At 68.6% G+C, this 26,207-nt stretch carries 26 protein-coding genes and 2 pseudogenes; 13 read left to right on the top strand and 15 right to left on the bottom strand.

Features of this window, described 5'->3' with window-relative positions; translation table 11 throughout:
• The first annotated feature begins 41 nt into the window (after nucleotides 1–41).
• Genes B5Y19_RS04275 through B5Y19_RS04260 form a run of 4 tightly spaced genes read left to right on the top strand, consistent with a single transcriptional unit; the run spans nucleotide 42 to nucleotide 3,584 of the window.
• Entirely contained in the window at nucleotides 42–959 is a 918-nt protein-coding gene (locus tag B5Y19_RS04275; RefSeq protein ID WP_055729021.1) for a metal ABC transporter substrate-binding protein, read from the top strand.
• The gene (locus B5Y19_RS04270) at nucleotides 956–1,873 is read left to right on the top strand and encodes a manganese/iron ABC transporter ATP-binding protein (protein ID WP_411914136.1); all 918 of its coding nucleotides are present in this window, start codon (nucleotides 956–958) and stop codon (nucleotides 1,871–1,873) included. Before B5Y19_RS04275 ends, B5Y19_RS04270 begins: the two co-directional genes overlap by 4 nt.
• The gene (locus tag B5Y19_RS04265; RefSeq protein ID WP_055729022.1) at nucleotides 1,870–2,733 is read left to right on the top strand and encodes a metal ABC transporter permease; all 864 of its coding nucleotides are present in this window, start codon (nucleotides 1,870–1,872) and stop codon (nucleotides 2,731–2,733) included. The genes B5Y19_RS04270 and B5Y19_RS04265 overlap by 4 nt, the downstream gene beginning before the upstream one ends.
• Entirely contained in the window at nucleotides 2,730–3,584 is an 855-nt protein-coding gene (locus tag B5Y19_RS04260; protein ID WP_055729023.1) for a metal ABC transporter permease, read from the top strand. Before B5Y19_RS04265 ends, B5Y19_RS04260 begins: the two co-directional genes overlap by 4 nt.
• Before the next feature lie 3 nt (nucleotides 3,585–3,587).
• Here B5Y19_RS04260 and B5Y19_RS04255 read toward each other — a convergent pair whose 3' ends face one another.
• Nucleotides 3,588–4,589, bottom strand: a complete 1,002-nt coding sequence (locus tag B5Y19_RS04255) for an LLM class flavin-dependent oxidoreductase (protein ID WP_055729024.1) — start codon at nucleotides 4,587–4,589, stop codon at nucleotides 3,588–3,590.
• A gap of 192 nt (nucleotides 4,590–4,781) precedes the next feature.
• On the opposite strand from B5Y19_RS04255, the gene B5Y19_RS04250 reads away from it, so the two are divergent.
• Nucleotides 4,782–4,964 carry a hypothetical protein gene (locus B5Y19_RS04250; RefSeq protein WP_055729025.1) on the top strand — a complete coding sequence of 61 codons (183 nt, stop codon included), beginning with the start codon at nucleotides 4,782–4,784 and terminating at the stop codon, nucleotides 4,962–4,964.
• Nucleotides 4,965–4,984: 20 nt separating this feature from the next.
• Here the strand turns inward: B5Y19_RS04250 and serA are convergent, their stop codons facing one another.
• The 5 genes from serA to B5Y19_RS04225 all read right to left on the bottom strand — a co-directional run bounded on the left by serA (nucleotide 4,985) and on the right by B5Y19_RS04225 (nucleotide 8,935).
• Entirely contained in the window at nucleotides 4,985–6,244 is a 1,260-nt protein-coding gene (gene serA, locus B5Y19_RS04245; protein ID WP_055729026.1) for a phosphoglycerate dehydrogenase, read from the bottom strand.
• Nucleotides 6,245–6,351: 107 nt separating this feature from the next.
• The gene (locus B5Y19_RS04240; protein WP_055729121.1) at nucleotides 6,352–6,798 is read right to left on the bottom strand and encodes an NfeD family protein; all 447 of its coding nucleotides are present in this window, start codon (nucleotides 6,796–6,798) and stop codon (nucleotides 6,352–6,354) included.
• A 7-nt stretch (nucleotides 6,799–6,805) separates the two neighbouring features.
• Nucleotides 6,806–7,786: an SPFH domain-containing protein gene (locus B5Y19_RS04235; RefSeq protein WP_055729027.1), complete on the bottom strand. Its 981-nt coding sequence runs from the start codon at nucleotides 7,784–7,786 to the stop codon at nucleotides 6,806–6,808.
• A gap of 150 nt (nucleotides 7,787–7,936) precedes the next feature.
• Nucleotides 7,937–8,467: a dihydrofolate reductase family protein gene (locus B5Y19_RS04230; protein ID WP_055729028.1), complete on the bottom strand. Its 531-nt coding sequence runs from the start codon at nucleotides 8,465–8,467 to the stop codon at nucleotides 7,937–7,939.
• Between the two features lie 114 nt (nucleotides 8,468–8,581).
• Nucleotides 8,582–8,935 carry a DUF2200 domain-containing protein gene (locus B5Y19_RS04225; RefSeq protein ID WP_055729029.1) on the bottom strand — a complete coding sequence of 118 codons (354 nt, stop codon included), beginning with the start codon at nucleotides 8,933–8,935 and terminating at the stop codon, nucleotides 8,582–8,584.
• Between the two features lie 185 nt (nucleotides 8,936–9,120).
• Here B5Y19_RS04225 and B5Y19_RS04220 point away from each other — a divergent pair, with 185 nt between their 5' ends.
• Complete coding sequence (locus tag B5Y19_RS04220; RefSeq protein WP_055729030.1) at nucleotides 9,121–10,176, top strand: acyltransferase family protein; 1,056 nt, start codon at nucleotides 9,121–9,123, stop codon at nucleotides 10,174–10,176.
• 157 nt (nucleotides 10,177–10,333) lie between these two features.
• Here B5Y19_RS04220 and B5Y19_RS26705 read toward each other — a convergent pair.
• A pseudogene (locus B5Y19_RS26705) lies at nucleotides 10,334–10,501 on the bottom strand (SEC-C metal-binding domain-containing protein); the annotation flags it as partial.
• A gap of 77 nt (nucleotides 10,502–10,578) precedes the next feature.
• Nucleotides 10,579–13,120 (bottom strand): annotated as a pseudogene (secA, locus tag B5Y19_RS04215) (preprotein translocase subunit SecA); the annotation flags it as partial.
• A gap of 122 nt (nucleotides 13,121–13,242) precedes the next feature.
• Here secA and B5Y19_RS25590 point away from each other — a divergent pair.
• From B5Y19_RS25590 to mutT, 6 genes are all read left to right on the top strand, one after another.
• Nucleotides 13,243–13,491: a hypothetical protein gene (locus B5Y19_RS25590; RefSeq protein ID WP_139384257.1), complete on the top strand. Its 249-nt coding sequence runs from the start codon at nucleotides 13,243–13,245 to the stop codon at nucleotides 13,489–13,491.
• Nucleotides 13,488–14,345, top strand: a complete 858-nt coding sequence (locus tag B5Y19_RS04210) for a peptidylprolyl isomerase (protein ID WP_055729032.1) — start codon at nucleotides 13,488–13,490, stop codon at nucleotides 14,343–14,345. The genes B5Y19_RS25590 and B5Y19_RS04210 overlap by 4 nt, the downstream gene beginning before the upstream one ends.
• Nucleotides 14,346–14,507: 162 nt before the next feature.
• The gene (gene argJ / locus B5Y19_RS04205) at nucleotides 14,508–15,758 is read left to right on the top strand and encodes a bifunctional glutamate N-acetyltransferase/amino-acid acetyltransferase ArgJ (protein ID WP_055729033.1); all 1,251 of its coding nucleotides are present in this window, start codon (nucleotides 14,508–14,510) and stop codon (nucleotides 15,756–15,758) included.
• The gene (locus B5Y19_RS04200; RefSeq protein ID WP_055729034.1) at nucleotides 15,739–16,668 is read left to right on the top strand and encodes a DMT family transporter; all 930 of its coding nucleotides are present in this window, start codon (nucleotides 15,739–15,741) and stop codon (nucleotides 16,666–16,668) included. Before argJ ends, B5Y19_RS04200 begins: the two co-directional genes overlap by 20 nt.
• Nucleotides 16,665–17,183 (top strand): peptidase associated/transthyretin-like domain-containing protein, encoded by a 519-nt coding sequence (locus B5Y19_RS04195; protein ID WP_055729035.1) that lies wholly within the window; start codon nucleotides 16,665–16,667, stop codon nucleotides 17,181–17,183. The genes B5Y19_RS04200 and B5Y19_RS04195 overlap by 4 nt, the downstream gene beginning before the upstream one ends.
• An 11-nt stretch (nucleotides 17,184–17,194) precedes the next feature.
• Complete coding sequence (gene mutT, locus B5Y19_RS04190; RefSeq protein ID WP_055729036.1) at nucleotides 17,195–17,599, top strand: 8-oxo-dGTP diphosphatase MutT; 405 nt, start codon at nucleotides 17,195–17,197, stop codon at nucleotides 17,597–17,599.
• A gap of 12 nt (nucleotides 17,600–17,611) precedes the next feature.
• On the opposite strand, the gene B5Y19_RS26385 is transcribed toward mutT, so the two are convergent.
• From B5Y19_RS26385 to B5Y19_RS04165, 5 genes are all read right to left on the bottom strand, one after another.
• Nucleotides 17,612–18,298 (bottom strand): DUF930 domain-containing protein, encoded by a 687-nt coding sequence (locus B5Y19_RS26385; protein ID WP_244555476.1) that lies wholly within the window; start codon nucleotides 18,296–18,298, stop codon nucleotides 17,612–17,614.
• A 102-nt stretch (nucleotides 18,299–18,400) separates the two neighbouring features.
• Nucleotides 18,401–19,603, bottom strand: a complete 1,203-nt coding sequence (locus tag B5Y19_RS04180) for a winged helix-turn-helix domain-containing protein (RefSeq protein ID WP_055729037.1) — start codon at nucleotides 19,601–19,603, stop codon at nucleotides 18,401–18,403.
• A gap of 96 nt (nucleotides 19,604–19,699) precedes the next feature.
• Nucleotides 19,700–20,224 carry a CAP domain-containing protein gene (locus B5Y19_RS04175; RefSeq protein WP_244555475.1) on the bottom strand — a complete coding sequence of 175 codons (525 nt, stop codon included), beginning with the start codon at nucleotides 20,222–20,224 and terminating at the stop codon, nucleotides 19,700–19,702.
• A 4-nt stretch (nucleotides 20,225–20,228) separates the two neighbouring features.
• Nucleotides 20,229–22,850 (bottom strand): DUF3772 domain-containing protein, encoded by a 2,622-nt coding sequence (locus B5Y19_RS04170; RefSeq protein WP_055729038.1) that lies wholly within the window; start codon nucleotides 22,848–22,850, stop codon nucleotides 20,229–20,231.
• A 218-nt stretch (nucleotides 22,851–23,068) separates the two neighbouring features.
• Entirely contained in the window at nucleotides 23,069–24,172 is a 1,104-nt protein-coding gene (locus B5Y19_RS04165) for an ROK family protein (RefSeq protein ID WP_055729039.1), read from the bottom strand.
• Nucleotides 24,173–24,353: 181 nt separating this feature from the next.
• Between B5Y19_RS04165 and B5Y19_RS04160 the strand changes: the two genes are divergently transcribed.
• A complete protein-coding gene (locus B5Y19_RS04160) occupies nucleotides 24,354–24,830 on the top strand; it encodes a DUF2938 domain-containing protein (RefSeq protein ID WP_055729040.1) in 477 nt (158 codons plus the stop codon).
• Between the two features lie 150 nt (nucleotides 24,831–24,980).
• Here the strand turns inward: B5Y19_RS04160 and B5Y19_RS04155 are convergent, their stop codons facing one another.
• On the bottom strand, nucleotides 24,981–25,742 hold the full coding sequence (locus B5Y19_RS04155; RefSeq protein ID WP_055729041.1) for a GNAT family N-acetyltransferase: 762 nt from the start codon (nucleotides 25,740–25,742) through the stop codon (nucleotides 24,981–24,983).
• Between the two features lies 1 nt (nucleotide 25,743).
• Nucleotides 25,744–26,199 carry a cupin domain-containing protein gene (locus B5Y19_RS04150; protein ID WP_055729124.1) on the bottom strand — a complete coding sequence of 152 codons (456 nt, stop codon included), beginning with the start codon at nucleotides 26,197–26,199 and terminating at the stop codon, nucleotides 25,744–25,746.
• Between the last annotated feature and the right edge of the window lie 8 nt (nucleotides 26,200–26,207).

Below are 26,207 nucleotides of genomic sequence, written 5' to 3'. Positions count from 1 at the left end.
TTGCAATAGCGTTCTGCCGGTCCGTAACTGCGAGGGTCAGCATGCTTCCGCGTCGAATGTTTCTGGGTTGGGGTGCCGCCGCGATCGCGCTGGCCGCTTCATTGTCCGCCACCGACGCCTCTGCGCAGGCCACGCCGCGCAAGCCCCTGCGCGTCGTCACCACCTTCACGGTGATCCAGGACATCGCGCAGAACGTCGCAGGCACTGCGGCGATCGTCGAATCGATCACCAAGCCCGGCGCCGAGATCCACGACTACCAGCCGACCCCGCTCGATGTGGTGAAGGCGCAATCGGCTGATCTCGTGCTCTGGAACGGTCTCAACCTCGAGCGCTGGTTCGAGCGCTTTTTCGACAACGTCAAGGACGTGCCCAGCACCGTCGTCACCGACGGCATCGAGCCGATGGGCATCAAGGAAGGCCCCTATGAGGGCAGGCCCAATCCGCATGCCTGGATGTCGACCGCCAACGCACTGATCTATGTCGAGAACATCCGCAAGGCGCTGAGCGCGGCCGATCCGGCTCAGGCCGAAACCTATGCGGCCAACGCCAAGGCCTATGCCGAATCGATCCGGGCGATGGACGCGCCGCTGCGCGCCCGCCTCGACAAGGTACCCGCCGAGAAGCGCTGGCTCGTCTCCAGCGAGGGCGCCTTCAGCTACCTCTCCCGCGACTATGGCTGGCGCGAAGCCTATCTCTGGCCGATCAACGCCGACGAGCAGGGCACCCCGCAGCAGGTGCGCCGGCTGATCGACACCGTGCGCAAGAACCGCATCCCCGCAGTGTTCAGCGAGAGCACCATCTCCGACCGCGCGGCGAAACAGGTCGCCCGCGAGACGGGCGCGCAATATGGTGGCGTGCTCTACGTCGACTCGCTCTCGGCCGCGAACGGCGCGGTGCCGACCTATCTCAAGCTGATGGAGGTCACGGTGGACACCATCGCCAAGGGTTTCGGCCAGTGACGGCAACTCCCGCCGCCCGGCCGCGGGACATCCGCCCTTCGATCGCCGTCGAGGACGTTACCGTCCGCTACAGCAACGGCGTCACCGCGGTGGAAGGCGCCTCCTTCGCGCTCGGCCCCGGCACGATCTGCGCGCTGGTCGGCGTCAACGGCTCGGGCAAGTCGACCCTGTTCAAATCGCTGATGGGCTTCGTCCGCCCCGCCGCGGGGCACATCGCCATCGCCGGGCTGGAGGTGCGCCAGGCGCTCAAGCGCGGCCTCGTCGCCTATGTGCCCCAGGCCGAGGAGGTCGACTGGAACTTTCCGGTCCTGGTCGAGGACGTCGTGATGATGGGGCGCTACGGCCATATGGGCCTGTTGCGGATCCCCCGCCAGGCCGATCGCGACACGGTCGGGGAGGCGCTGGCCCGCGTCAACATGCTGCCCTTCCGCCATCGCCAGATCGGCGAGTTGTCGGGCGGGCAGCGCAAGCGCGTTTTCCTGGCGCGGGCACTGGCACAAGGCGGGCAGGTGATCCTGCTCGACGAGCCCTTCACCGGCGTCGACGTCAAGACCGAGGACCAGATCGTCGCGCTGATGCGCGAATTGCGGGCCGAGGGCCGGCTGATGCTGGTCTCGACCCATAACCTCGGCTCGATCCCGGAATTCTGCGACCAGGTCGTGATCATCAACCGCACCGTCCTCGCCGCAGGGCCGACCGCGACGACCTTCACCCCCGCCAATCTCCAGCGCGCCTTCGGCGGGGCACTCCGCCACATCCAGCTCGGCGGTGCCGCGCTCCATGCCGATGCCGACACCCGCCAGCTCACCGTGATCAGCGACGACGAGCGTCCGCTGGTGCTCTATGGCGAGGAGGACGGCAAGGCGCTGGCGGGCGAGGACGCACCGCTCGACCGGCAGGATGCCCGCCGATGATCGACCTGCTGCTCGAACCCTTCGCCTATGAATACATGCAGCGCGCCATCTGGGTCTCGGCGCTGGTCGGCGGCGTCTGCGCCTTCCTCTCCTGCTACCTGATGCTCAAGGGCTGGTCGCTGATGGGCGACGCGCTCGCCCATGCCATCGTGCCTGGCGTCGCCCTCGCCTATCTGATCAAGCTGCCCTATGCCGCCGGCGCCTTCCTCTCCGGCCTGTTCGCGGCGCTGGCGATGGCGCTGGTCAGGGTGCGGACGCAGCTGCGCGAGGATGTCGTGATCGGCATCGTCTTCACCACCTTCTTCGCCGTCGGCCTGCTGGTCGTCTCGATCAACCCGACATCGGTCAACGTCCAGTCGATCGTGCTCGGCAATATCCTCGGCATCGCGCCGGAGGACGTGGTCCAGGTCGCGATCATCGCCGGTGTCTCGCTGCTCATCCTGCTGGCTCGCTGGAAGGACCTGATGCTGGTCTTCTTCGACGAGAACCAGGCACGCACCGTCGGGCTCGATCCCGTGCGGCTGAAGATCCTGTTCTTCGTGCTGCTCAGCGCCTGCACGGTCGCCGCGCTCCAGACCGTCGGTGCCTGCCTCGTCATCGCCATGGTGGTGACGCCGGGCGCCACCGCCTATCTGCTGACCGACCGCTTCGGCCGGTTGATTGCCCTCGCGGTGACGATGGGCGTTTCGACCAGCGCCATCGGCGCCTATCTCAGCTACTTCCTCGACGGGTCGACCGGCGGTCTGATCGTCGTGTTCCAGACGCTGCTCTTCCTGCTCGCCTTCGTCTTCGCGCCGAAGCATGGCCGCCTCGCCGCTGCCCGGGCGGCGCGCCGCCCGTTGCCGGAGGCCACGCCATGAGCTTCGTCGAAACCTGGCTGTTGGCTCCCCTCGCCCACGAGTTCATGCAGCGCGCGCTCATCGTCGCGCTCATGGTCGGCGCCGTCTGCGCCGTGCTCTCCTGCTTCCTCGTTCTGAAGGGCTGGTCGCTGATGGGCGACGCAGTCTCGCATGCGATCCTGCCCGGGGTCGTCCTGGCCCATGTCACCGGCCTGCCCTTCGCGCTCGGCGCCTTCGGGGCCGGGCTCGGCTGCGCGATCGGCATCGGCTATCTCAAGCAGAACAGCCGGGTGAAGGAAGATACGGTGATGGGCATCGTCTTCTCCGGCATGTTCGCGCTCGGCCTCGTCCTCTTCGTCAAGGTCGACAGCGATCAGCATCTCATGCACATCCTCTTCGGGGACATGCTGGGCGTGCGCTGGCCCGACATCGCCGAGACGGCGGCGATCGCCGTGCCGACCGCCGCGATCCTGCTGGCGAAGCGCCGCGACCTGCTGCTGCACGCCTTCGACCCAGGCCATGCCCGTGCCATCGGCCTGCCGGTCGGCTGGCTGCATTTCGGCCTGCTGGCGCTGCTCGCACTGACCATCGTCGTGGCGCTCAAGGCCGTCGGCATCATCCTCGTCGTCGCGATGTTGATCGCGCCCGGCGCGATCGGCTTCCTGACGACGCGCCGCTTCGACCGCATGCTCGCCGTCGCCGTCGCCTCGGCGCTGATCTCGAGCCTCGCCGGCACGATCCTCAGCTACCATCTCGACGCCGCCAGCGGCCCCTGCATCGTTGTGGTCCAGGCCGCGCTCTTCGCAGTCGCGCTCGTCGTCAACCTGCGCCGCGCCGCACGCCGCGCAGGCGGGGCGGCGCAGCCGGCCTGAACCTCAGCCCGCCGCCGCGCCGAGCTCGGCTGCGATCCCGGCCACGAGCTCATAGGAGCGCTTGCGCTTGTCATGATCGAAGATCGGGGCGGTGATCATGATCTCGTCGGCCCCGGTCTCGCGAATGAAGGCGCCGAGCGAACGCTTCAGCGTCTCGGGCGAGCCGATGAAGGCATAGCGCAGCATCTGCGAGACATGGGCCTTCTCGGCCGGCGACCAGTACGCCTCGATGTCGTCGATCGGCGGCTGCAGCTTGCCGCGCTCCCCCCTGACCATGCCGACGAAGCGTTGCTGCAGCGAGGTCGCCAGATGCCGCGCCTCCGCATCGGTCTCGGCGGCGACGACGTTGATGCCCGGCATGGCATAGGGCGCCGCGAGCTGCTCCGACGGCTTGAAGCGCTCGCGATAGACGGCGAGCGCCTGCATCAGCGCATCCGGCGCGAAATGCGAGGCGAAGCTGTAGGGCAGGCCGAGCTCGGCCGCGAGCTGCGCCCCGAACAGGCTCGAGCCCAGGATCCAGAGGGGGACGTTCAGCCCCTCGCCCGGCACGGCGCGGATCGCCTGGTTCGGCCCCGCCGGCGCGAACAAGGCCTGCAGCTCCAGCACGTCCTGCGGGAACGAATCGGCCGACATCGGGCTGCGGCGCAGCGCCCGGAGCGTCATCTGGTCCGTGCCGGGCGCCCGTCCGAGGCCGAGATCGATCCGGCCGGGGAACAGCGCCTCCAGCGTGCCGAACTGCTCGGCGATGACGAGTGGGGCGTGGTTCGGCAGCATGATGCCGCCGGCGCCGATCCGCATCGTGCTCGTCGCGGCCGCGAGCTGGCCGATCACGACGGAGGTCGCGGCGCTGGCGATGCCGACCATGTTGTGGTGCTCGGCCACCCAGTAGCGCTTGTAGCCGAGCGTCTCGGCATGGCGGACGAGATCGATGGATTTCAGCAGCGCATCGCGCGGCCCCTCCCCTTCGACGACGGGAACGAGATCGAGGACGGAGATCGCGACCATGGCGGCCCCTGCTGGCTGACACCGGACAGAGAGCCGGCGGGAAGGCGTGGCTTCACCAGATGGGAAGGCTGGGCTCCACGATCCAGAGGCGCGACCGCCGCGTCATGGCGCGCCTGCGCTGGCGTTCTGGCGGAACGGCCGGCGCGGTGCCGCGTTTACCAGCCGGAGAACGCCACGCCGAAGGGAGCGATCATGACCACCACCGCCAATCCGGCCAAGGAAAGCCTGCGCAAGGAGCAGAAGGCGCAGCGCAAGGCCGAGCGCGAGCACGGCAAGGACGCCATGCTTGACAGGGCCCTGAAGGACACCTTCCCCGCCAGCGACCCCGTCGCCGCCCAGGAGCCGACCAAGCCGGGCTCGAAGGACAAGACCTGACCGCGGCTCGAGGATCGCTCCTAGTCGCGCTGGTAAAGCAGGCGCGCGCGGATCGTGCCGTCGAGCGCGCGGATCTCCTTGAGGATATCGCGCGCATCGCCACTCGAAACCCCGTCCGCCTCCATCACGACATAGCCGACCTCGCCGTCGGTCTGGTAGTTCTGCGCGGCGATGTTGACCTGCCGGTTGGCGAAGACGTCGTTGAGGCGCCGCAGCATGCCCGGCACGTTGCGCTGGACATGGATGAAGCGGGTGCCGATCGCCCGCGCCGGCAGCTGCACCTGCGGGAAATTGACGGCGCCGACCGTAGAGCCGACATCGGAATAATCGACGAGCTTGCGCGCGACCTCGGCGCCGATGCGCTCCTGCGCCTCCTCGGTGGAGCCCCCGATATGCGGCGTCAGGATGACGTTCGGCAGCCCCTGCAGCGGCGAGACGAAGCGTTCGGCATTGGAGGCGGGCTCGACCGGGAAGACGTCGAGCGCCGCTCCCGCGAGATGGCCGCTCTTCAGCGCCGCCGCCACCGCGTCGAGATCGACCACCGTGCCGCGGGAGTTGTTGATCAGATAGGCGCCCTTCTTCATCGCCGCGACCTGGGCCGCGCCGATCATGCCCGCCGTCTGCGGCGTCTCCGGCACATGCAGCGAGATGATGTCGGCCGCGCCGAGCAGGATCTTCAGACTCTTGGTCGGCTCGGTGTTGCCGTGGCGCAGCCTGTCGGTGTGATCGTAGTAGATCACCCGCATGCCCATTGCCTCGGCCAGCGTCGAGAGCTGGCTGCCGATATTGCCGTAGCCGACGATGCCGAGCGTCTTGCCGCGGACCTCGAAGGAGCCGTTGGCCGACTTGTCCCAGCCGCCGTCATGCGCCGCCCGCGAGCGGTCGGGGATGCGCCGCAGCAGCATGACGATCTCGCCGATGGTCAGCTCGGCGACGCTGCGGGTGTTGGAGAAGGGTGCGTTGAAGACCGGCACGCCGCGTTGGCGCGCCGCTTCGAGATCGACCTGGTTGGTGCCGACCGAGAAGCAGCCCACGGCGAAAAGGCGATCCGCGGCGGCGAGGATTTCCGGGTTGAGCTGGGTGCGCGAACGGATGCCGAGCACATGCACGCCCTGGATCGCCTTGAGCAGCGCCTCGCGGTCGAGCGCCTTGGGCAGCCGCTCCAGATTGTTGTAGCCGGCCTGCTGCAGGAGCTCGACGGCCGAATCGTTGATACCTTCCAGCAGCAGGACCTTGATGCGGTCCTTCGGAAGGGAAAGGCGTTCGCTGGGGCTGGTCATGGTTGCCGCGCTCGTGGGGGAGCGGTTGCTATAGTCCTCACCGTGCGCGAGGCCAACGCCCTAGATGCAATGCCGACGCGCAAATCGCCGCAAGCGATGCAAAAACCTCATGCCTTCTCGACCACGAGCGTGGAACCTTCGACGCGCACGACTTTGACCTCGGTGCCCGCCAGCAGTTCCGGACCGATGATGCGCCAGGACGAATCGCCGACGCGGATGCGGCCTTCGCCGCCGGTCATCGTCGCCTCCAGCCGGAAGACCTTGTCGATGAGCTGCCGGCCGCGGTCGTTGAGGCCGGTCGCGGCGTCTGGCTCCTCGCCCTTGCGGCGGGTCAGGAGGCGGCCCGCCACGACGCAGGCAATGGCGAGCACGGCGAAGGCCAGCATCGCCGCCTGCCAGCCGAGGCCGAAGAGGCCGACGACGAGCCCGGTGAGAAGGGCGGCCAGCCCGAGCCAGATCAGGAAGATGCCGGGCGCCAGCATCTCCCCGCCGATCAGCAGCAGGCCGAGGATCGCCCAGAGCCAGCCGCCATGGGTCGTGAGCCAGTCGGACATCGCCATCTCAGCCATTGCCCCGGCCGGCTGCCGGCACCGAACCGGCGCCGCGGCGCTGCGCCGCCGCCTCCTCGCCGAAGACGGCCTTGGTCAGCTGCGCGATGCCGCCAACCGTGCCGGCCAGCGAGGCGGCCTCGATCGGCACGATCACCACCTTGCTGTTGTGGCCGCTGGCGATCGCCTTGAGCGCGTCGGTATAGCGCTCGGCGATCAGGAAGTTGGCGGCCTGGATGTCGCCACGGCTGATCGCTTCCGAGACCATGGCGGTCGCCGCCGCTTCGGCCTGGGCCAACCGCTCACGCGCCTCGGCGTCGCGCAGCGCCGCCTCCTTGCGGCCTTCCGCGGCGAGGATCTGCGACTGCTTCGCGCCCTCGGCCTTGAGGATCTCGGCCTGGCGCAGGCCTTCCGCCTCGAGCACCGCGGCGCGCTTCTCGCGCTCGGCCTTCATCTGCCGGTTCATCGCCCCGGCGATATCGGCCGGCGGCAGGATGTCGCGGATCTCGATGCGCGTGACCTTGACGCCCCAGGGCGAGGCGGCGGCATCCATGACGCGCAGCAGCCGCTCGTTGATCTCGTCGCGATGCGAGAGCAGCTGGTCGAGATCCATCGAGCCGACCACGGTGCGGATATTGGTCATGGTCAGGACCATCAGCGCATCGTTGAGCGAGGCGACCTCGTAACAGGCCTTGGCCGCATCCAGCACCTGGAAGAAGGCGGCGGCATCGATGCGCACGCCGGCATTATCCTTGGTGATCGCTTCCTGCGAGGGAATGTCGAGCACCTGCTCCATGACGTTCACCTTGTGGCCGATGCGGTCGATCCAGGGCCAGATCAGGCCCAGCCCCGCGCTCAGCGTGCGCGAATAGCGGCCGAAGCGCTCGACGGTGTAGTTGTAGCCCTGCGGCACGGTGCGGACGCCGCGCGCGATCGTCAGGATCACCAGCGCCACGACGACGATGACCGCGATGTTGAATCCCGACAGCTCCATTCCGCTCCCCCTCGCGACGCCGCCGGCGCCAGCCCTGCCTCGAACGGCGCTCAAACTGGCGGTTGCCGGGGACGGATGCAAGCACAGGTCGCGCAGCGGAAGCATGCGCGACCCGACGCGTCGGCGGCCTCCGTCCGACGCGTTGCGCGATCAGGCGGGAACGTAGGTCAACCTGATCACGCCCTCGCCAACGCGATCCTCGGCCAGAAGGCGCAGTGGCGGCCGTGGGCCTGCGAAGAATGGCGTGCCGCGCCCGAGCACGACGGGGTGGAGGTAGAGTCGATACTCATCGACAAGGCCAAGCTCGGTCAGGCTCTGCGCCAAGGTCGGTCCCGAAACGGCGATCTCCCCGACGAGCCGGGTCTTGAGCCCGCGAACAACGGCCTCGACGTCACCCTCGACAAGCGTCGCGTTGGGGCCGACCGACTTCAGCGAGCGCGAGACGACCCATTTCGGCTGGCGCCGCCACGCCGCCGCGAACTCGTGCTGCTCCGCCCCCCATGCGGGATCGTCTTCGTCCCAATAGCGCATGAGCTCGTAGATCCGGCGACCATACACACTGCCGGCCAGGCCGCGCACATGCTCGATCCAATGACGAAAGAGCGCCGGCCCTGTCCGCATCGCCAAATGGTCGACATAGCCGTCCAGGGACTGGTTCATGCCAAAGACGAGTTTCGCCATGCTGAAAATCTCCCCCGGTCTTCTGTACGGCGCGAACCCTCCCGGCGCGGAGGAAAGGTGGCGCCCCGACCTGCGCGCCGCATCGTCGGAGGTCCGCTCGCCAACAGAGCAAGCTCAGCTCTTTCGCAGAACCTTGTCCATCGCCTTCCCCTGCGCCAGCTCGTCGATCAGCTTATCCAGATAGCGGATTTCCCGCATCGTCGGCTCCTCGATCTCCTCCACGCGGACGCCGCAGACCACGCCCTTGATCAGGGCGCGCGCGGGATTGAGCTTGGGGGCAGCCGCGAAGAAGGTCTCGAAATCGGTCTGCTTGTCGAGATGGGCTTCGAGCCCGCTTTGATCATAGCCCGTCAGCCAGGAGAGCACCTGATCGACCTCTGCCTTGGTGCGCCCCTTCCTCTCCGCCTTCTTGACGTACATCGGATAGATGCTCGCGAAGCTGGTCGTGTAGATCCTGTGCTTTGCCATCGATGGTCTCTCCCTCGATCTCTCCGGCTGGCGCACGGCAGGCTAGCATCCGCACGCCGCTTATCCAGCCGTCGCGCTCCGCCCGCTCCTTGACGAAAGCTTAACGGCATCCTGCCCTCGCCCGCGGCGGTCCTAACCCTATGCTAAGCCGGCCATGCGAGGCTGCGATCGGAGGAAGCGGCATCATGGCAGAAAGCATCGCACCATCCGGCCGCGCCGCTGGCGGCCGTATCGGCTGGGTCGACACCGGCAAGGGGATCTGCATCATCCTGGTCGTGCTCATGCATGTCGCCGGCGGGCTGGAGCTCGCCGCCGGGCAGGAGAGCTGGATCGACCCGCTGATCGCCTGGGCGAAGCAGTTCCGCATGCCCGGCCTGTTCCTGCTCTCGGGCCTGTTCGTGCCGCGGCTCGCCGGGCTCGGCTGGGGCGCCTTCATCGACCGCAAGATCGTGCCGCTCGCCTATTATTACCTGCTCTGGTTCACCATCAACGCGCTGATGCGCTTTCCGCCCTGGGGCGAGGCCGGTGTCGCCGGCTTCGCCCGGAACTACGCGCTCGGCCTCGTCGATCCCTTTGGCGTGCTCTGGTTCATCTATCTGCTGACCGTCTTCTTCATCGCCGCCCGGGCGGTCTGGCGCTGGCGCCATGCGGCGCTGGGCGTCTCCGCCCTGCTGGCGCTCGCCCCGCTGAACACCGGCTGGATGGTGCCCGACCAGTTCACCGCCTATTTCGTCTTCTTCCTGGCCGGGGCCGTGTTCTCGGCCGAGATCCGCGCCGCTGCCGAGCGCGCTGCCGCCCATCGCGGCAGGACGCTCGCGCTCTGGGGCGGCTGGTTCGCGCTCAGCGCGCTGGCGACGCCCTTCCTCGGCCATGAGGTCCAGACGGCCGCGCCGGGCATCCACCTGCTGCTCGGCCTCGCCGGCGTGCTCGGGATCCTGCTCGGCTCGGTGCTGCTGGCCGGGCGCCTGCCCTGGCTCGACTATTGCGGGCGCAACTCGCTGCCGATCTACCTTGCCTTCTTCCTGCCGATGGTGGTCGGGCGGAGCATTCTGCTGCGCTCCGGCGTTGCGATCGATCTCGGCGTCGCCGCGCTGCTGCTGACGGCCATCTCCGTCGTGGTGCCGCTGCTGCTGCATCGGCTGGTCAGGAACACGCCCCTGTCCTTCCTCTTCGCGCGGCCGGCCTGGCTCAGCCTGCGGCCCCGCGGCACCGGACAGCGGGAGTTCGGCACCTCGCTCTGAGCGCGCTGGGCAGCGTGGGCAGCTGTCGAGAAGGACCTGTCGGAGCCGCTGCCCGCAACCACCTGGCCCGTCGCCGCGATCTCCTGCGCACGCCCGCTTCAAACGCAACGCGCCCGGCACAGGGCCGGGCGCGCGGATCGCGAACGGAAAAGCCGCCTCAGGCGAACTGGCCGTGGCAGTGCTTGAACTTCTTGCCCGAGCCGCAGGGGCAGGGCTCGTTGCGGCCGACCTTGCCCCAGGTCGCGGGATCGGCCGGGTTGCGGTCCAGCACCTCGGTATCGGCGTCGATCGCCGCGAACTGCACGCCGCTGCCGCCGTAGTCGCCAGCACTGCCGAAGCCCGAACCGGCACCGTCCTGCGCCAGTTGCGGCGCCTGCTGGTCTTCCGGCTGCTCGAAGCGGACCTCGACGCGCGAAAGATGACCGGTGACCTGCTGGCGCAGCTGGCCGATCAGCCCGTCGAACAGCTCGAACGCCTCCTGCTTGTATTCCTGCAGCGGGTCGCGCTGGGCAAGCCCGCGCCAGCCGATTACCTGGCGCAGGTGGTCGAGCGTGACGAGATGCTCGCGCCAGAGATGGTCGAGCGACTGCAGGAGCACCTGCTTCTCGACATAGGTCATGACCTCTTCGGTGTTGCGCTCGATGCGGCCGGCATAGTCCTCGTCGGCGAGCTTGCGGATGCGCTCGCGGATCTCGCTGTCGGCGATGCCCTCTTCCTTGGCCCAGTCCTCCACCGGCAGGTCGAGATTGAGGTACTGGAGCACCTCCTGCTTGAGGCCGGCAGTGTCCCACTGCTCTGGATAGGCCTCTTCCGGGATGTGGCGGGCGACGACGTCCTCGACCACGCCATGGCGCATGTCGTCGATCGTCTCGCGCACGCTCGCCTGCTTCATGAAATCGCGGCGCTGCTCGAACACGACCTTGCGCTGGTCGTTCATGACGTCGTCGTATTTCAGGATGTTCTTGCGGATGTCGAAGTTGCGCGCCTCGACCTTGCCCTGCGCCTTCTCGACCGCCTTGTTGATCCAGGGATGGACGATCGCCTCGTCCTCCTTGAGGCCGAGCTTCGTCAGCATGCCGTCCATCCGGTCGGAGCCGAAGATGCGCATCAGGTCGTCCTGCAGCGACAGGAAGAACTTGGAGCGGCCCGGATCACCCTGGCGACCGGCGCGGCCACGCAGCTGGTTGTCGATGCGCCGGCTCTCATGGCGCTCGGTACCGACGATGTAGAGGCCGCCCGCGGCGAGCACGCGCTGCTTGAACTCGGCCACCTCGGCACGGATGGCGGCGGCCTTCGCGTCGCGCTCCGGCCCTTCTTCCATGCCGGCGAGATCGTGCTTGATCCGCATGTCGGCATTGCCGCCGAGCTGGATGTCGGTGCCGCGGCCGGCCATGTTGGTGGCGATGGTGATCGCGCCCGGCACGCCGGCCTGGGCGACGATATAGGCCTCCTGCTCGTGGAAGCGGGCGTTCAGCACGGCGAAGGCCTTGGTGGTCTTGCCCTCGCGTGCCGCCTTGTAAATCGGCTCCAGCGCCGTCGGGTCGGTGAAGTCGAGCAGCTTGTAGCCCGCCTTCTCCAGCATCTCGGCGATCAGCTCGGAGCGCTCGATCGAGGTGGTGCCGACCAGGACCGGCTGGCCGTTCTCCTGCGCCGCCTGGATCTCGCGGATGACGCCGCGGACCTTCTCCTCGAAGGTGCGGTAGACCTCGTCGTCCTCGTCCTTGCGCGCGACGGGGACATTCGTCGGGATCTCGACGACCTCGAGCTTGTAGATCTGGAAGAACTCGTCCGCCTCGGTCGCGGCCGTGCCGGTCATGCCGGCGAGTTTCTTGTAGAGGCGGAAATAGTTCTGGAAGGTGATCGAGGCCAGCGTCGCGTTCTCGGGCTGGACGGTGACGTTTTCCTTCGCTTCGAGCGCCTGATGCAGGCCCTCCGAATAGCGCCGCCCCGGCATCATGCGGCCGGTGAATTCGTCGATGATCACCACCTCGTCGTTGCGGACGATGTAGTCCTTGTCGCGGGTGAAGAGAGTGTGGGCGCGCAGCGCCTGGTTGACGTGGTGGACCAGTGTGACGTTGTGGGCGTCGTAGAGGTCGCCCTCGGTCAGGATGCCGGCCTCGCGCAGCAGCTCCTCGATATGCTCGTTGCCGATCTCGGTCAGCGAGACGGCACGCTGCTTCTCGTCGACGTCGTAATCGCCGGCGACGAGGCCCGGCACGACCTTGTCGATCGCGACATAGAGGTCCGACTTGTCGTCGAGCGGGCCGGAGATGATCAGCGGCGTGCGGGCTTCGTCGACCAGGATCGAGTCGACCTCGTCGACGATCGCGAAATGGTGTCCGCGCTGACTCATCTGCGCAGTGTCGTACTTCATGTTGTCGCGCAGGTAGTCGAAGCCGAATTCGTTGTTCGTGCCGTAGGTGATGTCGCAGGCATAGGCGCGCTGGCGTTCCTCGTCGTCGAGGCCGTGCACGATGATGCCGACCGAGAGACCGAGGAAGTTGTAGAGCTTCGCCATCCACTCGGCGTCGCGCCGGGCGAGGTAGTCGTTGACGGTGACGACGTGGACGCCCTTGCCCTCGAGCGCGTTGAGATAGGTCGGCAGGGTCGCGACCAGCGTCTTGCCTTCGCCGGTCTTCATCTCGGCGATGGCGCCCTCGTGCAGCACCATGCCGCCGATCAACTGCACGTCGTAGGGGCGCTGGCCGAGCACGCGCTTGGCCGCCTCGCGCACCGTGGCAAAGGCCGGGACCAGGATGTCGTCGAGCTTCTTGCCGGCGGCGATCTGCTGCTTGAATTCCTCGGTGCGGGCCTGCAGCGCCTCGTCGCTCAGCGTCGACAGCTCTTTCTCCAGCGCGTTGATCGCCGCCACCCGGGGCTGATAGCCCTTGACGCGGCGGTCGTTCGACGAGCCGAAGAGTTTCTTTGCGAGCGCGCCAAGCATGTTGGGCCTTTCAGGTGATGCTTGAGCCCCCGGCCGGCGCGGATCCTCGCGCGCGGGTCGGAAGCCCGGTATTCTCTTGAATGCGACCGCGTGTTTAGACGCGTGCGCGGGCAGGGTCCAGCGTGCGTTTCGTCGAAAGGGCGGCGAAACGGCAAGCGAATTCGGCTCAGGATGTGGGGTTTTGCCCCGCCGCTTCCAAGGGCCGGGGAGCGGCGGACCTGCCGCGGCGGCACGGCGCTGGTGCCGGCGCCGCGCAAAGCTGCGTGATCGGCGGCCGCAATCGCCTGATCCGCCTTGCCTTTGCCGCGTTCAGCTGGCAGTGCAGCCGCGACAGCGTCTCGGGTTCTCCGACGAAAGGCCGCCACTCATGAACTCAGCCCGTTTCATCGCCGTCATCGGCTTCGCGCTGCTCGCGACCCCGGCCTTCGCCCAGGCCGACAAGGTCGTCGCCAAGGTCGACGGCATCTCGATCACCGAGCGGGATGTCCAGCTCGCCAGCGAGGATCTCGGCGAGCGCCTCGCCCAGCTCCCCGAGGACCGCAAGCGCGACGAGGTCATCAACTATCTCGTCGACCTCAAGCTCGGCGCCAAGGCCGCGGCCGAGGCCAAGATCGCCGACACGCCCGATTTCGCCGCGCGCCTCGCTTATTACCGCGAGAAGGTGCTGCTCGACGAATACCTGACCCGCGAGGGCAAGAAGGCGGTCACCGCCGAGGCGGCCAAGAAGCTCTTTGACGACACCACCAAGGCGATGGCTCCCGAGGAGGAGGCCCATGCCCGCCACATCCTCGTCGAGGACGAGGCCCAGGCCAAGACGGTGGTCGAGCGGCTGAAGAAGGGCGAGGACTTCGCCAAGGTCGCCGCCGAACTCTCCAAGGACCCCGGCTCCGGCAAGGAGGGCGGCGATCTCGGCTGGTTCACCAAGGACCGCATGGTGCCGGAATTCGCCGAGGCCGCCTTCAAGCTGAAGAAGGGCGAGGTCTCGGAGCCGGTGAAGAGCCAGTTCGGCTGGCACGTCATCCGGCTCGAGGACAAGCGCGCCAAGCCGCTGCCGGACTTCGCCGCGGTGAAGCCGCAGATCGACCAGTATCTCGAGCGCAAGGCCCAGCAGGACCTCGTCCTGGCGCTGCGCGAGAAGGCCAAGGTCGAGCGGCTCGACAAGCCGGCGGAGGCGCCGGCCGCCAAGCCCGACGCCGCCAAGCCGACCGAGCCCAAGAAGAACTGAGCGTTTCGCTCCGTCTCAGACCAATTTCGCGGGCGGCCTTTGCGGCCGCCCTTCTTGTTTTCGTCATCGGCCTGCGGCAGAGGGCTTTCGAACGAGACGCGCTGCCCGGCGACAAGGACGATTCGCCGGTCTTCCAGCAGCGCTCCGCAGGAGGAAGTCGCGATGGCCGGCAAGGATGTCCCCGTTTCCCCGCTCGCGCCGAAGCGCCAGCCTAAGGTTCCGCCGATCCCGGGCGTGCGCTTCGCCACCGCCGAGGCCGGCATCCGCTACAAGGGCCGCCAGGACGTCTGGTTCGCGCTGCTCGACCAGGGCACGCAGGTCGCCGGCGTCTTCACCCGCTCGAAATGCCCCTCCGCCCCGGTCGACTGGTGCCGCGAGAACCTGAGCCAAGGCTCGGCCCGCGCCGTCGTCGTCAATTCCGGCAATGCCAATGCCTTCACCGGCCTGAAGGGCCGTGACGCGGTCAAGCTCACCGCCGAGATCGCGGCCAAGGCCGCCGGCTGCAAGCCGGAGGAGGTCTTCATCGCTTCCACCGGCGTGATTGGCGAACCACTCGACGCGACCAAGTTCAAGGGCGTGCTCGATGAATGCGCCAAGCGCGCCGCCGACGGCCCCTGGATCGACGCCGCCAAGGCGATCATGACCACCGACACCTTCCCGAAGGCGCTGACCCGCAAGGCCAAGATCGACGGCAAGGAGGTCGTCATCGCCGGCATCGCCAAGGGCGCCGGCATGATCGCGCCGGACATGGCGACGATGCTCTCCTTCGTCTTCACCGACGCTCCGATCGCCGCCCCCGTGCTGCAGGCCCTGCTCTCCAAGGGCGTAAAGGGCTCCTTCAACGCGGTCACCGTCGACAGCGACACCTCGACCTCCGACACGCTGATGCTCTTCGCCACCGGCAAGGCGGCGGCGCGGGGCGTGCCCGCGATCACCGAGGTCAACGACATCAGGCTCTCCGGCTTCAAGCGCGCGCTGAATTCGATACTGCTCGAGCTCGCCCACCTCGTCTGCAAGGACGGTGAAGGCGCGCGGAAGTTCGTCGAGGTGCGCGTCACCGGCGCCGCTTCCGCCCGCTCCGCCAAGCGCGTCGCGCTCTCGATCGCCAATTCGCCGCTGGTCAAGACCGCCCTCGCCGGAGAGGACGCCAATTGGGGCCGTGTCGTCATGGCGGTCGGCAAGGCCGGCGAGCCGGCCGATCGCGACAAGCTCGACATCGGCTTCGGCGACATCGTCGTGGCGAAGCAGGGCGCGCGCGCCCCGTCTTACGATGAGGTTGCGGTATCCGAGTATATGAAGGGCGACAATATCGTCATCACCGCCGATCTCGGGCTGGGACGCGGCAAGGCCACGGTCTGGACCTGCGACCTGACCAAGGCCTATGTCGAGATCAATGGCGACTATCGCTCCTGAGGCAGCAGCGCCGCAGGAGCCCGGGCGCAGCTTCATCGCCGTCAACCTGCTGATCTGCTCCCTGCTCTGGGGGTCGAGCTACCTGTTCATCAAGCTGATGAGCGGGGACGTCCCGGCGCTCGCCATCGCCGCCAGCCGCGGCCTGCTCGGCGCCGGCGTCCTGGCGCTCTGGAGCCTGGGGCGGCGGCGCAGCCCGCTGCCGCGCCGAGCGGAGATCATCCCCTGGATCGTACTCGGCACCACCAATGGCTGGCTGCCGAACGTGCTCGTGGCCTATGCGCTGACGCAGCTCGCCAGCGGTCCGGCGGCGATGATCCAGGCGGCGGGGCCTCTCGTCGTCGCGCTCATCGCTCATTTCGCCTTCTCGGAGGAGAGGCTGAGCCGGCGTCGGCTCGGCGGCATCCTGCTCGGCATGGCCGGCGTCGCTCTGCTGATCGGGCCGCGCCTGTTCGAGGGCGGCGGCACCGCGCTCAGCGTCTTGGCGATGATCGGGGCGACGCTGAGCTATGCATCCGCCAACATCTATGTTCGGACGGTTCCCTCCGCCACCGGCGACCCGGCCCGGCTGGCGCTGGGCCAGCAAATGCTCTCCGGCATAATCGCGACGACGCTGACGCTCGCCGTGCTCGGCCCCTCGGCCTTCGCTCCCCTCGGCAACCACCTGCCCGCGATGCTCGCGCTCGGCGTCTTCGCCACCGCCATCCCCGTCACCGTCTTCATGCGGCTGATCCGGGCGGCGGGGCCGACGCGAGCGGCGATGACAGGCTATCTCGTCCCGACCGTGGCGGTGATCCTCGGCGTCATCGTCCTGCACGAAGCCCTGGAGTTGCGGCAGGTCCTCGGCGGCTGCATCATCCTGGCCGGCGTCTTCCTCGTCACGACGGCGCCGCGCAGGGTGGGGGCGTCATGAAAACCGGGATCTTCGCTGCGGCGGCGCTGGCCGGCGCCATCACGGCCGGCTGTCAGGCCAGCCGCCCGCCGGCGACGGTGGCCTTCTCCGCCGAGGAGGCCGCCTTCATCCGGAAGCCGGGAGCCGGCACGATCACCGGCCACGCCTTCCGCACCAAGCCGAGCAGCGTGGTGGTCAACGCCGCCGGCCAGGTCGTGCGCCTCGTGCCCGCCACGGGCTTCGCACGCGAGCGCTTCGCACAGCTCTACGGCCGGAACAAATACGTCCCGCACCGCGCCTATCCGGCCGATGACGCCGTCGACCCCGCCTATGCCGACTACACCCGCACGACCAAGGCCGAGGCGAATGGCCGCTTTACCTTCGACAAGGTCGCGCCCGGCACCTATTTCGTCACCACCCAGGTGATCTGGGGCGACGAGAACGCCTTCACCCGGGAGGGCGGCTCGGTCTATGACAGCGTCACGCTGACGGGCAAGGAAACCGAGCCCGTCCAGGTCATCCTCTCCGGCAACTGAGACATCGCCTCGTGAAGCTGCTCCTCGTCGTCGCCTGCGCCCTGATCGATGCCGACAACCGCGTCCTCGTCACCCAGCGCCCGGAGGGCAAGCAGCTGGCCGGCCTCTGGGAGTTCCCGGGCGGCAAGCTCGAGGCCGGCGAGCGGCCGGAACCGGCGCTGATCCGCGAACTCGCCGAGGAGCTCGGCATCACCGTGAAGGAGGACTGCCTGGCGCCGCTTACCTTCGCGAGCTACGCCTACCCCGAGTTCCACCTGCTGATGCCGCTCTATATCTGCCGGCGCTGGCAGGGCACCGTCGTCTCCCGCGAGGGCCAGGCCCTGAAATGGATGCGCCCCGGCAAGCTGCGCGATCTCGCCATGCCGCCAGCCGACGAGCCGCTCATCCCGCCGCTGATCGACCTGCTCGGCGCCTGACGGCCATCGGGCTCAATGCAGCGCCGGCAGGCCGAGCGCCTGCCAGCGCGCCTGCGGTATCGGCTCGCCGACCCGGAAGGCAAAGGCCGTCACCCGCTTGAGGTCGGTCGAGATCGTGCATTCGAAGCGCAGCCCATACCAGCGCCGCCGGCTGCGGAAGGCCGCGCCCTCGGCCCGGAGAATGCGATCGGCGTAACGGGTGTCGGCCGTCGCATAGGCGCTGACCCGATCCGGTTCGTAGCGCGCCTGCCAGGCATGGATCTGCCCCATCGCCTCCAGCCCGCAGAGCTGCTCGACACGCTCCTCCGGCGCCAGACGCGGCAGCATCGCCCGCGTGTCCAGGCTGCGCGGATCGGCGAGGACCTGCTGCGACAGCAGGCGCCGCGGCCGGACCAGCCCGCTCGTTTCGGCCGAGACCGGCGGCGCCGCGGGTGCCGGGACGGGCGGCACGGACGGCGGCGGGGCCGGCTCCGGCGCGACCGCCGGCGCGGGTGGCGGCGGCGGTGGGCGCGTCATCGCCTCGAACTGCTCAGGCGTCTGCAGCTCGACGTCGACGCTCTGCTCGACGAAGGCCGGGGGCTGGTCGAAACGCTGGACGGCGACCGAGGCGAGCCAGGCCAGCAGCGCCGCATGGATGATCCCTGCGGCCGGCAGGCCGGGATCGGGCAGCGCCCAGCGCATGCGGCGCGCGACCGCCATGGCTCAAGCCGCATACCGTAGCGGCACGGTGGCACCGGGCCGGAATCTCGCTGCCATCCGCTCGCTTCGCGCCTTTCGCCCCGACGGGCGCAACAGCGCCGATCAAGCCGACATTTTTGTGATCACCGACAGCGGCTCCGGCTCGGCTTCGTCACGGCCGAGCTGGAAGCGCTCGAAGCGTTGCAGCTCCTCCTCGATCGCGGCCTTGAGCGCCGGCGTTTCCTGGCCGTCGAGCCAGGTCCATTGCTGCATCAGGAGCCGGCCGGCGGCGCGGTCGGTCTTCAGGTCGAGTACGGCGACGATGCGGTCCCCCGCCAGCACCGGCAGGCCGAAATAGCCGTAAGTCCGCTTCTCCTTCGGCAGATAGGCCTCGAAGACATGGGCGTAGTCGAAGAACAGCTTCGCCCGCTTGCGCTGGATCATCAGCGGATCGAAGGGCGAGAGGATGTGGATCAGCGTCTCCTCGGGCGCTTCCGGCGTCTCCAGCGACGCCGGCATCGCCCAATGCTGCGTCTTGCCGGCGCCTTCCACCGCGACGGGGACGAGTTCCTTGCGCCTGACGTGGGCCGCGATCAGCTCGGCCACCGCCTTCTTGCTCGGCGCGTCGAGATGGCAGGCCGAATCGAGGCTGACCAGGCCCTGCGCGCGCAGCGCGCGGTCGAGCTTGTAGGCGGTGATCTGCCGCTCGCTCGCCGGGGTCGGCTTCTTCTCCCACTGGAAGTGCCGGTCGAACAGCTCATAGGTCTTGACCATGCCGGCGCGGGCCGCGATCGCGAGCTCGCCATCGTAGAAGGCGCGCTCCAGCAGACCCTTGGACGGCTTCTTGCTGGCCCAGAGATGCGCCTTCTCGATCAGTTCCTCCTCGATGTCGCGGATCGTGAGCGCCCCGTCCTTGCGGATGCGGCGCAGGAGCTTGCGCGTCTCCTCGCGGGCGCCGACCGCCGACCAGCGCTTCGGCTCCTCGCGATGCGCCTTCATCTCGGGCAGGAAATAGCGGATGTCGCGCGTAGGCACGTAGGAGAGCGCATGCGTCCAGTATTCGAAGACGCTCTTCTCGACCGACTGCAGATGGGCGAGGTCGGCCCGACGATAGGCCGGGATGCGGGCATAGAGGATATGGTGATGGCAGCGCTCGATCACGTTGATCGTGTCGATCTGGACATAGCCGAGCTGCTCGATCGCCGCCCGCGCCGCGGCGGGCCCCGCCCCGAAGGGCTCGCGGCTATCGAGCCGCTGGGCCCGGAGCCAGATGCGCCGCGCCTGTTCGGTGGTGAGGGAAAGGGGTTGGCGGGGGCGCGGCGGCATGATCCGCAGGCTAGCCCGCTCCACGCCGCGCCGTAAGGGGTGCGGGCCCCCGCCGCTGACAGCCGGTGGCGGGAGCGAAGCGCCCGCCGCAAGGCGTCAGGGCGCGACGATCAGCGCCCAGTAGACCTGGTATTTCGAGCCCGGCGCATAAGCCGTTGCGATGCCCATGCGCTTCGCCTTGGCGTCCTTCATGACGCGATCGTGCTGGGGCGAGTCCCGCCAACCGGAGAAGGCCTCGGCCAGACGGCGGTAGCCGGCCGAGAGATTGGCCTCGGCGCCCGGCTGCCCCTGCTTGGCAAGGCGCGCCTTTACCGCATCGGCCTGGGCCGGCTTGTCGGAGGAGGCCATCGCCGCCGCCTCGCGCTGCGCCGCCTCGGCCAGCACCGGATCGAGCGCGAGCGTGCCGAGCCCGGCATTCAGGCGATAGGCGGAGATCATCGCCCGCGCCTGCTCGGCATCGACCTGGGCCGAGGCCGAGCCGAGATCGCGATAGAAGGCCGGCTGCCCCTGGCGTTGCGGCTCGGTGCAGCCGGCGACGCCGAGAAGGGCGAGCGCGCCGGCGATGGCCGCCGGGCAGGTCATCGCGCGCGAAGCCGCGGCGCGGCGCAGAAAGCTGGGCATCCGATCATTCCTTGCTGTCGTCCTTGGCGGGCTCGGAGGCCGAGGCGGGAGCGGGAGCCGGCTTCGCCTGCTCCTCCTCCTCGGTTTCCTCGGCCTCGACCGGCCTGCGGGCACGGCGCGGCGCAGGCGCCGCCGCCTGCTTCGCGGCCGGGCGCTTGGCGCGGCCGCGTTCGCCCTCACCACGTCCCACCGCTGCCGCGATGCTGTCGAGCGAGTGCTCTACGCCTTCGAGACCGCGCACCATCAATTCGGGGGTTGCCGCTGCCGGCTCCATCTCCGCCAGGCGCTTGTGGATGGCGAAGTTGAGGTCGCTGGTGACCCGCCCGGCGATCTCCACCTCGGCGACGACGCAGACCAGCTCGAAATCCATCGTCGTGGTGCCGATCTTCTTGAACTGAACCGATGGCGGCGGCTTCTGCATCACGTCACCATGGCCGCCGGCCACCTCGGCCAGCATCGCCCTGACCTGCCCGGCCTCAAGCGAGCGCGGCACCGTGAGCGCGATCAGCACCCGGCCGGTCCGGTCGCTGCGGACGCGGTTGCGCACCACGCCGGAGATCAGGTTGGAGTTGGGTACGATCACAGTCGAACGATCGAAGGTCGCGATCTCGGTCGAGCGGACATTGATGCGCCTGACGATGCCTTCGATGTCGCCGACCAGCACCTGGTCGCCGACGCGGATCGGACGCTCCCAGAGCAGGATCAGGCCCGAGACGAAGTTCGACACCACCGATTGCAGGCCGAAACCGATACCGACCGAGAGCGCCGAGGCGACCAGCGTCAGGCGCTCCAGGCTCAGGCCCACCGCCGAGACGGCGATCGCCACCGCGCCGATGTAGCCGACATAGCCCGCCGCGGTCGTGATCGAGTTGCGCAGGCCGGGATCGAGCGCGGTCGTCGGCAGGAACTTGTGGTCGAGCCAGCGCTGCAGCGCCCGGGTCGCCGCGACGCCGAGTGCGAAGAAGAAGGCGAAGACGACGATGGTCGAGATCGAGATCGTGACGCCGCCGACCTGGAAGCCGAAGAAGGCGGCCCGCAGCGACACCAGGAAATCCGTCGATTCCAGCCCCCAGGGTGCGAGCACCATGAGGACGGTGACGACGATCAGCAGCAGCTTCAGCGCGCCGACGCTGATCACCGCGACCTTGTCGAGCGTGGTGCTGCGCAACCCCATGCCAGCCTTGAGCGTCAGGGCGAGGCGGCTCGTCCCGGTCAGCAGCCGCGGAATGCCGAGGTCGATGAACTGATAGGCGAGCAGGAACAGGCAGGCGACCAGGCCGACCCACAGCGTCTGCTCGGCCAGGAAGGCGCCGAAAACGACATAACCGCTGAGCACGGCGGCGATGATGGTGAAGCCGATGACCCAGCCGAGGATCCGGACCGGACCGAGGCTCGCCCCATCCACCGGAACATAGGGGCCGAGGCAGGCTTCCTGCTCGACCTCGTCGTCGTCGCGGATCTGATAGAGACCGGCGATCAGCGTCAGCGCGAAAAGAACGGCGAAGAATGCCTTGACGATGATCGAGATGGCGAGACCGGCAGCGATCGCCTGCAGCCAGGCTTCGAAGACCTTGCCGACCGACATGACGAGCGCGAGCGAGGACGCGATCCAGACGGCGCTCCGGGCCGTCTCATCGAGGACGCGGACAAGGCGCCGCTGCGGGCTGGACGGCGCGAACAGAGCGTCGGCCAGCGCCTGGATGAAGGCGAAGAAGGCGAGGCCGACAACCACGGCCCAGATCACGGGCTGGATGCGCGGCGGCAGGAGCCCCGTCGTGCTCAACGCCTTGTAGATCAGCCAGCTCGCCAGGATCGGCGGCGCCGCGCCGGCGACGATATGGGCGAGCGCGATATAGAGGCAGTGCAGGTTGCCGGTATCCTGCAGATTGCTGTAGCGCGCCTTGAAGCGCGGCAGATAGCGGGCCCGGGCCACATAGAGCAGGATGGCGCCGAGCAGGGCGAGGCCGACCACGCCGCCGCGCGCGCCCGAGAAGGCGTCGCCCACCCCCTCGAGCCAACCGCCGAAGATGTAGCCGGACGCGCGCAGATCCTCGGGCGCGGTGGCGATGGCGTTGCTCCAGACCTCGGGATTGGCGACCGAAGGGCCGGCAGCGAACAACGCCTTGGCGAATATCTCGCGGCGCTTGTCGCCGATGCTGCTCTGCAGTTGCTCGGCCTGCAGCAGCGACGCCTTGGCGAGCTTCAACGTCTCGTCGGCATCGGCATATGCCTTGGCCCGGGCCTCGCGGTCGCGCGTGATCTCGGCGCTCTCGGGCGGAGCATTGGCATCGGGCTTCGCGCCGAGCTGGTCGAGCCGGAGCTTGGCCTGATCGACGCGCGGCGTCTGCTCGTCCACGATCAGGCGCAGCTGATCGAGCGAGGGCTGAAGCCGGATGCGCTGCCGCTGCAGCTCGGCATCACTCGAATCGGGCGAGGCGAGCGTGGTTTCGATCTGCGCCAGCTCGCTGCGGACGGCATCGAGGCGGGCGCGGGCGCTGCCGGGCTCCCCCGGCGCCGGTTGAGCGAAGGACGGCCCGGCGGCCAAAGCCAGCGCGAGCAGGATCAGGCAGGCCGAGAGCAGCCTGCCGAGCTTCGGGAACGGCGCTTGCGCCATACGCGCTGCCATGGGGATGCGGCCTTGCCCGTCGAGATGATTCGGCTTCGGATCGACCCTCGGCACAGCCGCGCCGGCAAGGCAAGACGGAGAGCGCAATTGAGCGGCCGGCAAGGTTCGGGCTCCGGGGCTTGCGGTGTCGCGAGGGGAGGCCCGCTTGGCCTGCCCGGCTCGCCTCATCGCTGCAAATCGCGACCTGAAGATGGCGTGCCGGCTACGGTCCTGCGCTCTCAGCCCTTGTCCTTGTCCTTCGAGTGAGGCTCGGATTTGGGCTTGTTGCGGTTGCGGAAGCTGGCGTTCCCCAGCCCCGTTCCGATGGTCAGCACGGCCCAGTGCTCGACCTTCTGCATCGCCGGCATCTCGCTCAGCCCCTGGATCACGGCGTCGTTGTGCATCACCACCTCAGTCTCGTGATCGCCGATCTCCGGCACCAGCTCCCGGATGCTCTCGACCAGGTTGAAGCGGCTGCTCTCCCAGTTGCCGGGCAGGTTCTGCGCGCCGCGGTCGATCGCTCCGTGGGGCTCGATCAGCCCCGGGCAGCCGACGCCGATGAAGGGCGCGACCCGCAGGCCCTCCTTCTCGGCGCTCCGGATCTGCTCGTGCAGCATCTTGCCCAGCCGCTCGATCGCCTCATCGCGGCTCGGCTCGTCATCGGCATGGCGCCAGAGCTCCGATTTCCAGACCCGTGCCCGGCTCAGATCCGGCGCCTTCTGCTGACGCAGCTCCACGATGCCGGCCCGAATGTTCGAGCCGCCGATATCGACCGCGACCAGGCTGTCGAAGGCCTCGAAAATCCATTTCGGCGCGAGATGCGCACTGCCGACCAGGCCGGCCTCGTCAGGGTGGTGGCTGACCGGGACCAAATCGATCGCGCGCCCATCCGTGCGCAGGATGATGGCGGCGCGCGCGATGGCGAGCTCGCCCACGCGGCTTTCCCGGAAGCCGCCGCCGACGACGATGCGCTCCACCGGCGCCCAGCTCTTCAGCCGGGCGAAACGGCGGATGACGAAGGCGAGCGACTGGGCGAAGCCCTCCACGGCGCTGAGCACCAGCGCGGCTTCGCTGGCGTCGCCATCCTTCAGCAGCGCGTCGAGCTCCTTCTTGCTGATCGCCGCTGTCTCGCCCTTCAGCGGGTCGTCGCCATTGCGCTTCAGATGGCTGCGCAACGCGTCGAGATGCTCGACGAAGGCGCTCCGGCTCGCCCGATCGCCGACGAAGCCGTCCTCGTCGCGTGCCTCCAGATTGTAGCTGGTCACGGTGACCGAGGGCAGCTCGGCCGCGCCATGCGGCCCCGTCGCCGCGCTGCGTGTGGTCTCGGCTTTCGCCGTTGCCATGAAGGATCTCCCCAGCGGATTCGCAAAGGCAACCCTCGGCGGCGCGCGCGGTTCCGCAGCCGGGGCGATGCGCCGCATGCAGCCCGCCCCTGCGCCGCCGGCCCCGGCCCTGCTGTTGACCGCTGTCGCGAACGTCGCTCCAACAGGAGGAACCGCGTCAGGGCGGCTTCGGGGGTGGAACGTGTCGGATCTGATCTTGCGGATGGTCGTCATCGGGGCCGGCGCGACGGCGCTCACCGATATCTGGGCTCAAGCTCTGCGCCTGTTCGGCCTGCCCAAGCCGAACTGGGCGATGCCCGGCCGCTGGTTCGCCCATCTGCCGCGCGGCCGCTTCCGGCACGACGACATCGCCAAATCCGAGCCGGTGGCGGGCGAGCTCGCTATCGGCTGGATCTGCCATTATCTCGTCGGCATCGCCTTCGCCGGCATCCTCCTCGCGATCTGGGGCGCCGACTGGGCCCGCAACCCGACCTTCATCCCGGCGCTGATCGTCGGCTGGGCAACGGTGGGCTGCGGCTGGTTCATCCTGCAGCCTGGCATGGGCATGGGCGTCGCCGCCTCAAAAAAGCCGAATGCCGGCCAGATCCGCCTGCTCAACATCGTCAGCCACACCATCTTCGCGATCGGACTCTACGGAACGGCGCTGCTGATCCGCTGACGCAGCACCCCACACAGGCGGGTTCCAGAAGTCTCGCCGTCATCGCGAGGAGCGTCGGCGACGAAGCAATCCACGGACGGCAGCGCTCTCCGTCCCCTGTGGCTTGCTTCGCTTCGCGCGCAGGGGCGACCTCATCGGGCCGGCTGGCAATCAGATGTCGAGAATCCGCGTCTCGTATTGATAGAGCTGGCGGAAGCCGAGGCTGCCATAGAGGTTGAGCGCGACGACGTTGCCCTGCTCCACCTGCAGATAGGCTTCGCTGCAGCCCATCGCCGCCGCCCAGCCCATCAGCCCCTGGACGATCTTGCGCCCGAAGCCATGACCGCGATGGTCGGGATGGACGCAGATCAGGCCGATTTCGGCCATGCCGCGCTCGGCGACGCTCATGCCGAAGGCGACCGCCTCGCCCTCGACCAGCCAGGTCGCGAAGCCTGCGGGCAGCCTGACCTTCTCGACGATCGCCGCGAGATTGCCGACATGGGTCTTGTTGCCGCTCTGCAAGGCGGCGACGCCGGCGGTCCATTCCAGGCTCGGCCGCGCCTCGATCTGCAGCGCGGCCTCCTCCGAGGCGCCCAGGCCGGCGAGCGGCGCGATCAGGCCGAAGGACTTGTCCTTGATCCGGTAGCCGCGCTCCAGCACCGCCGCGCGCGTCGCCTCCGCAACCAGCGGCGTCAGGCGGATGGCGGGGGTCAGCCCGTCGGCGCGGTAGAGTTCAGCGATCAGATCGAGCATCTCCGCGTCGAGCTCGGCGCCATGGCTCAGCGGCGTCGCCGAATTGGCCCGGCCGGAATAGCCGTTGGCGAAGCGCAGCACCCAGTCGCCGACGACGAGCGTCGACAGGGCCGGCCAGGCATTGATGATCCGGCGCTCGCAGCCGAGCACGAGCGCGGCGTCCTCATTCTTCGTCAGCATCTCAACTCCCGATCGGCTTGCGCGGCGTCGGCCGCCAGCCCGGCGGCGCCATCTCGAAACCCGAAAATGCGAAGCCCGGCGCCACCGTGCAGCCCACCAGCGTCCAGGCGCCGAGCGAGGTCGCGCTCTGCCACCAGCCGGTGGGCACCACGAATTGCGGTCGCTGGCCGACAGCAAGATCGGTGCCGAGGTGATGGGCCGAGGCGTCGTGGCCGTTCGGCGAGACGGTGATCACCAGCGGCGCCCCGGCATAATGATGCCAGATCTCGGCGGCATCGACGCGGTGCCATTCCGAGGTCTCGCCGGTGTCGAGCAGGTAGTAGATCGCGGTCGAGAAGCCCCGCCCTTCCGGCCCCGCCGGATCGCGGAAGGTCTCGCGGTAATGGCCGCCCTCGGGGTGGGGCTTGAGTTCGAGCAGCCGGATCACCTCAGCCGCCGTCAGCCCGTCGAGCTGCATCGTCATGC

Source organism: Allobosea thiooxidans (genome assembly GCF_900168195.1).
GTDB lineage: Bacteria > Pseudomonadota > Alphaproteobacteria > Rhizobiales > Beijerinckiaceae > Allobosea > Allobosea thiooxidans.
This window is presented reverse-complemented; position numbering and strand designations above follow the sequence as displayed.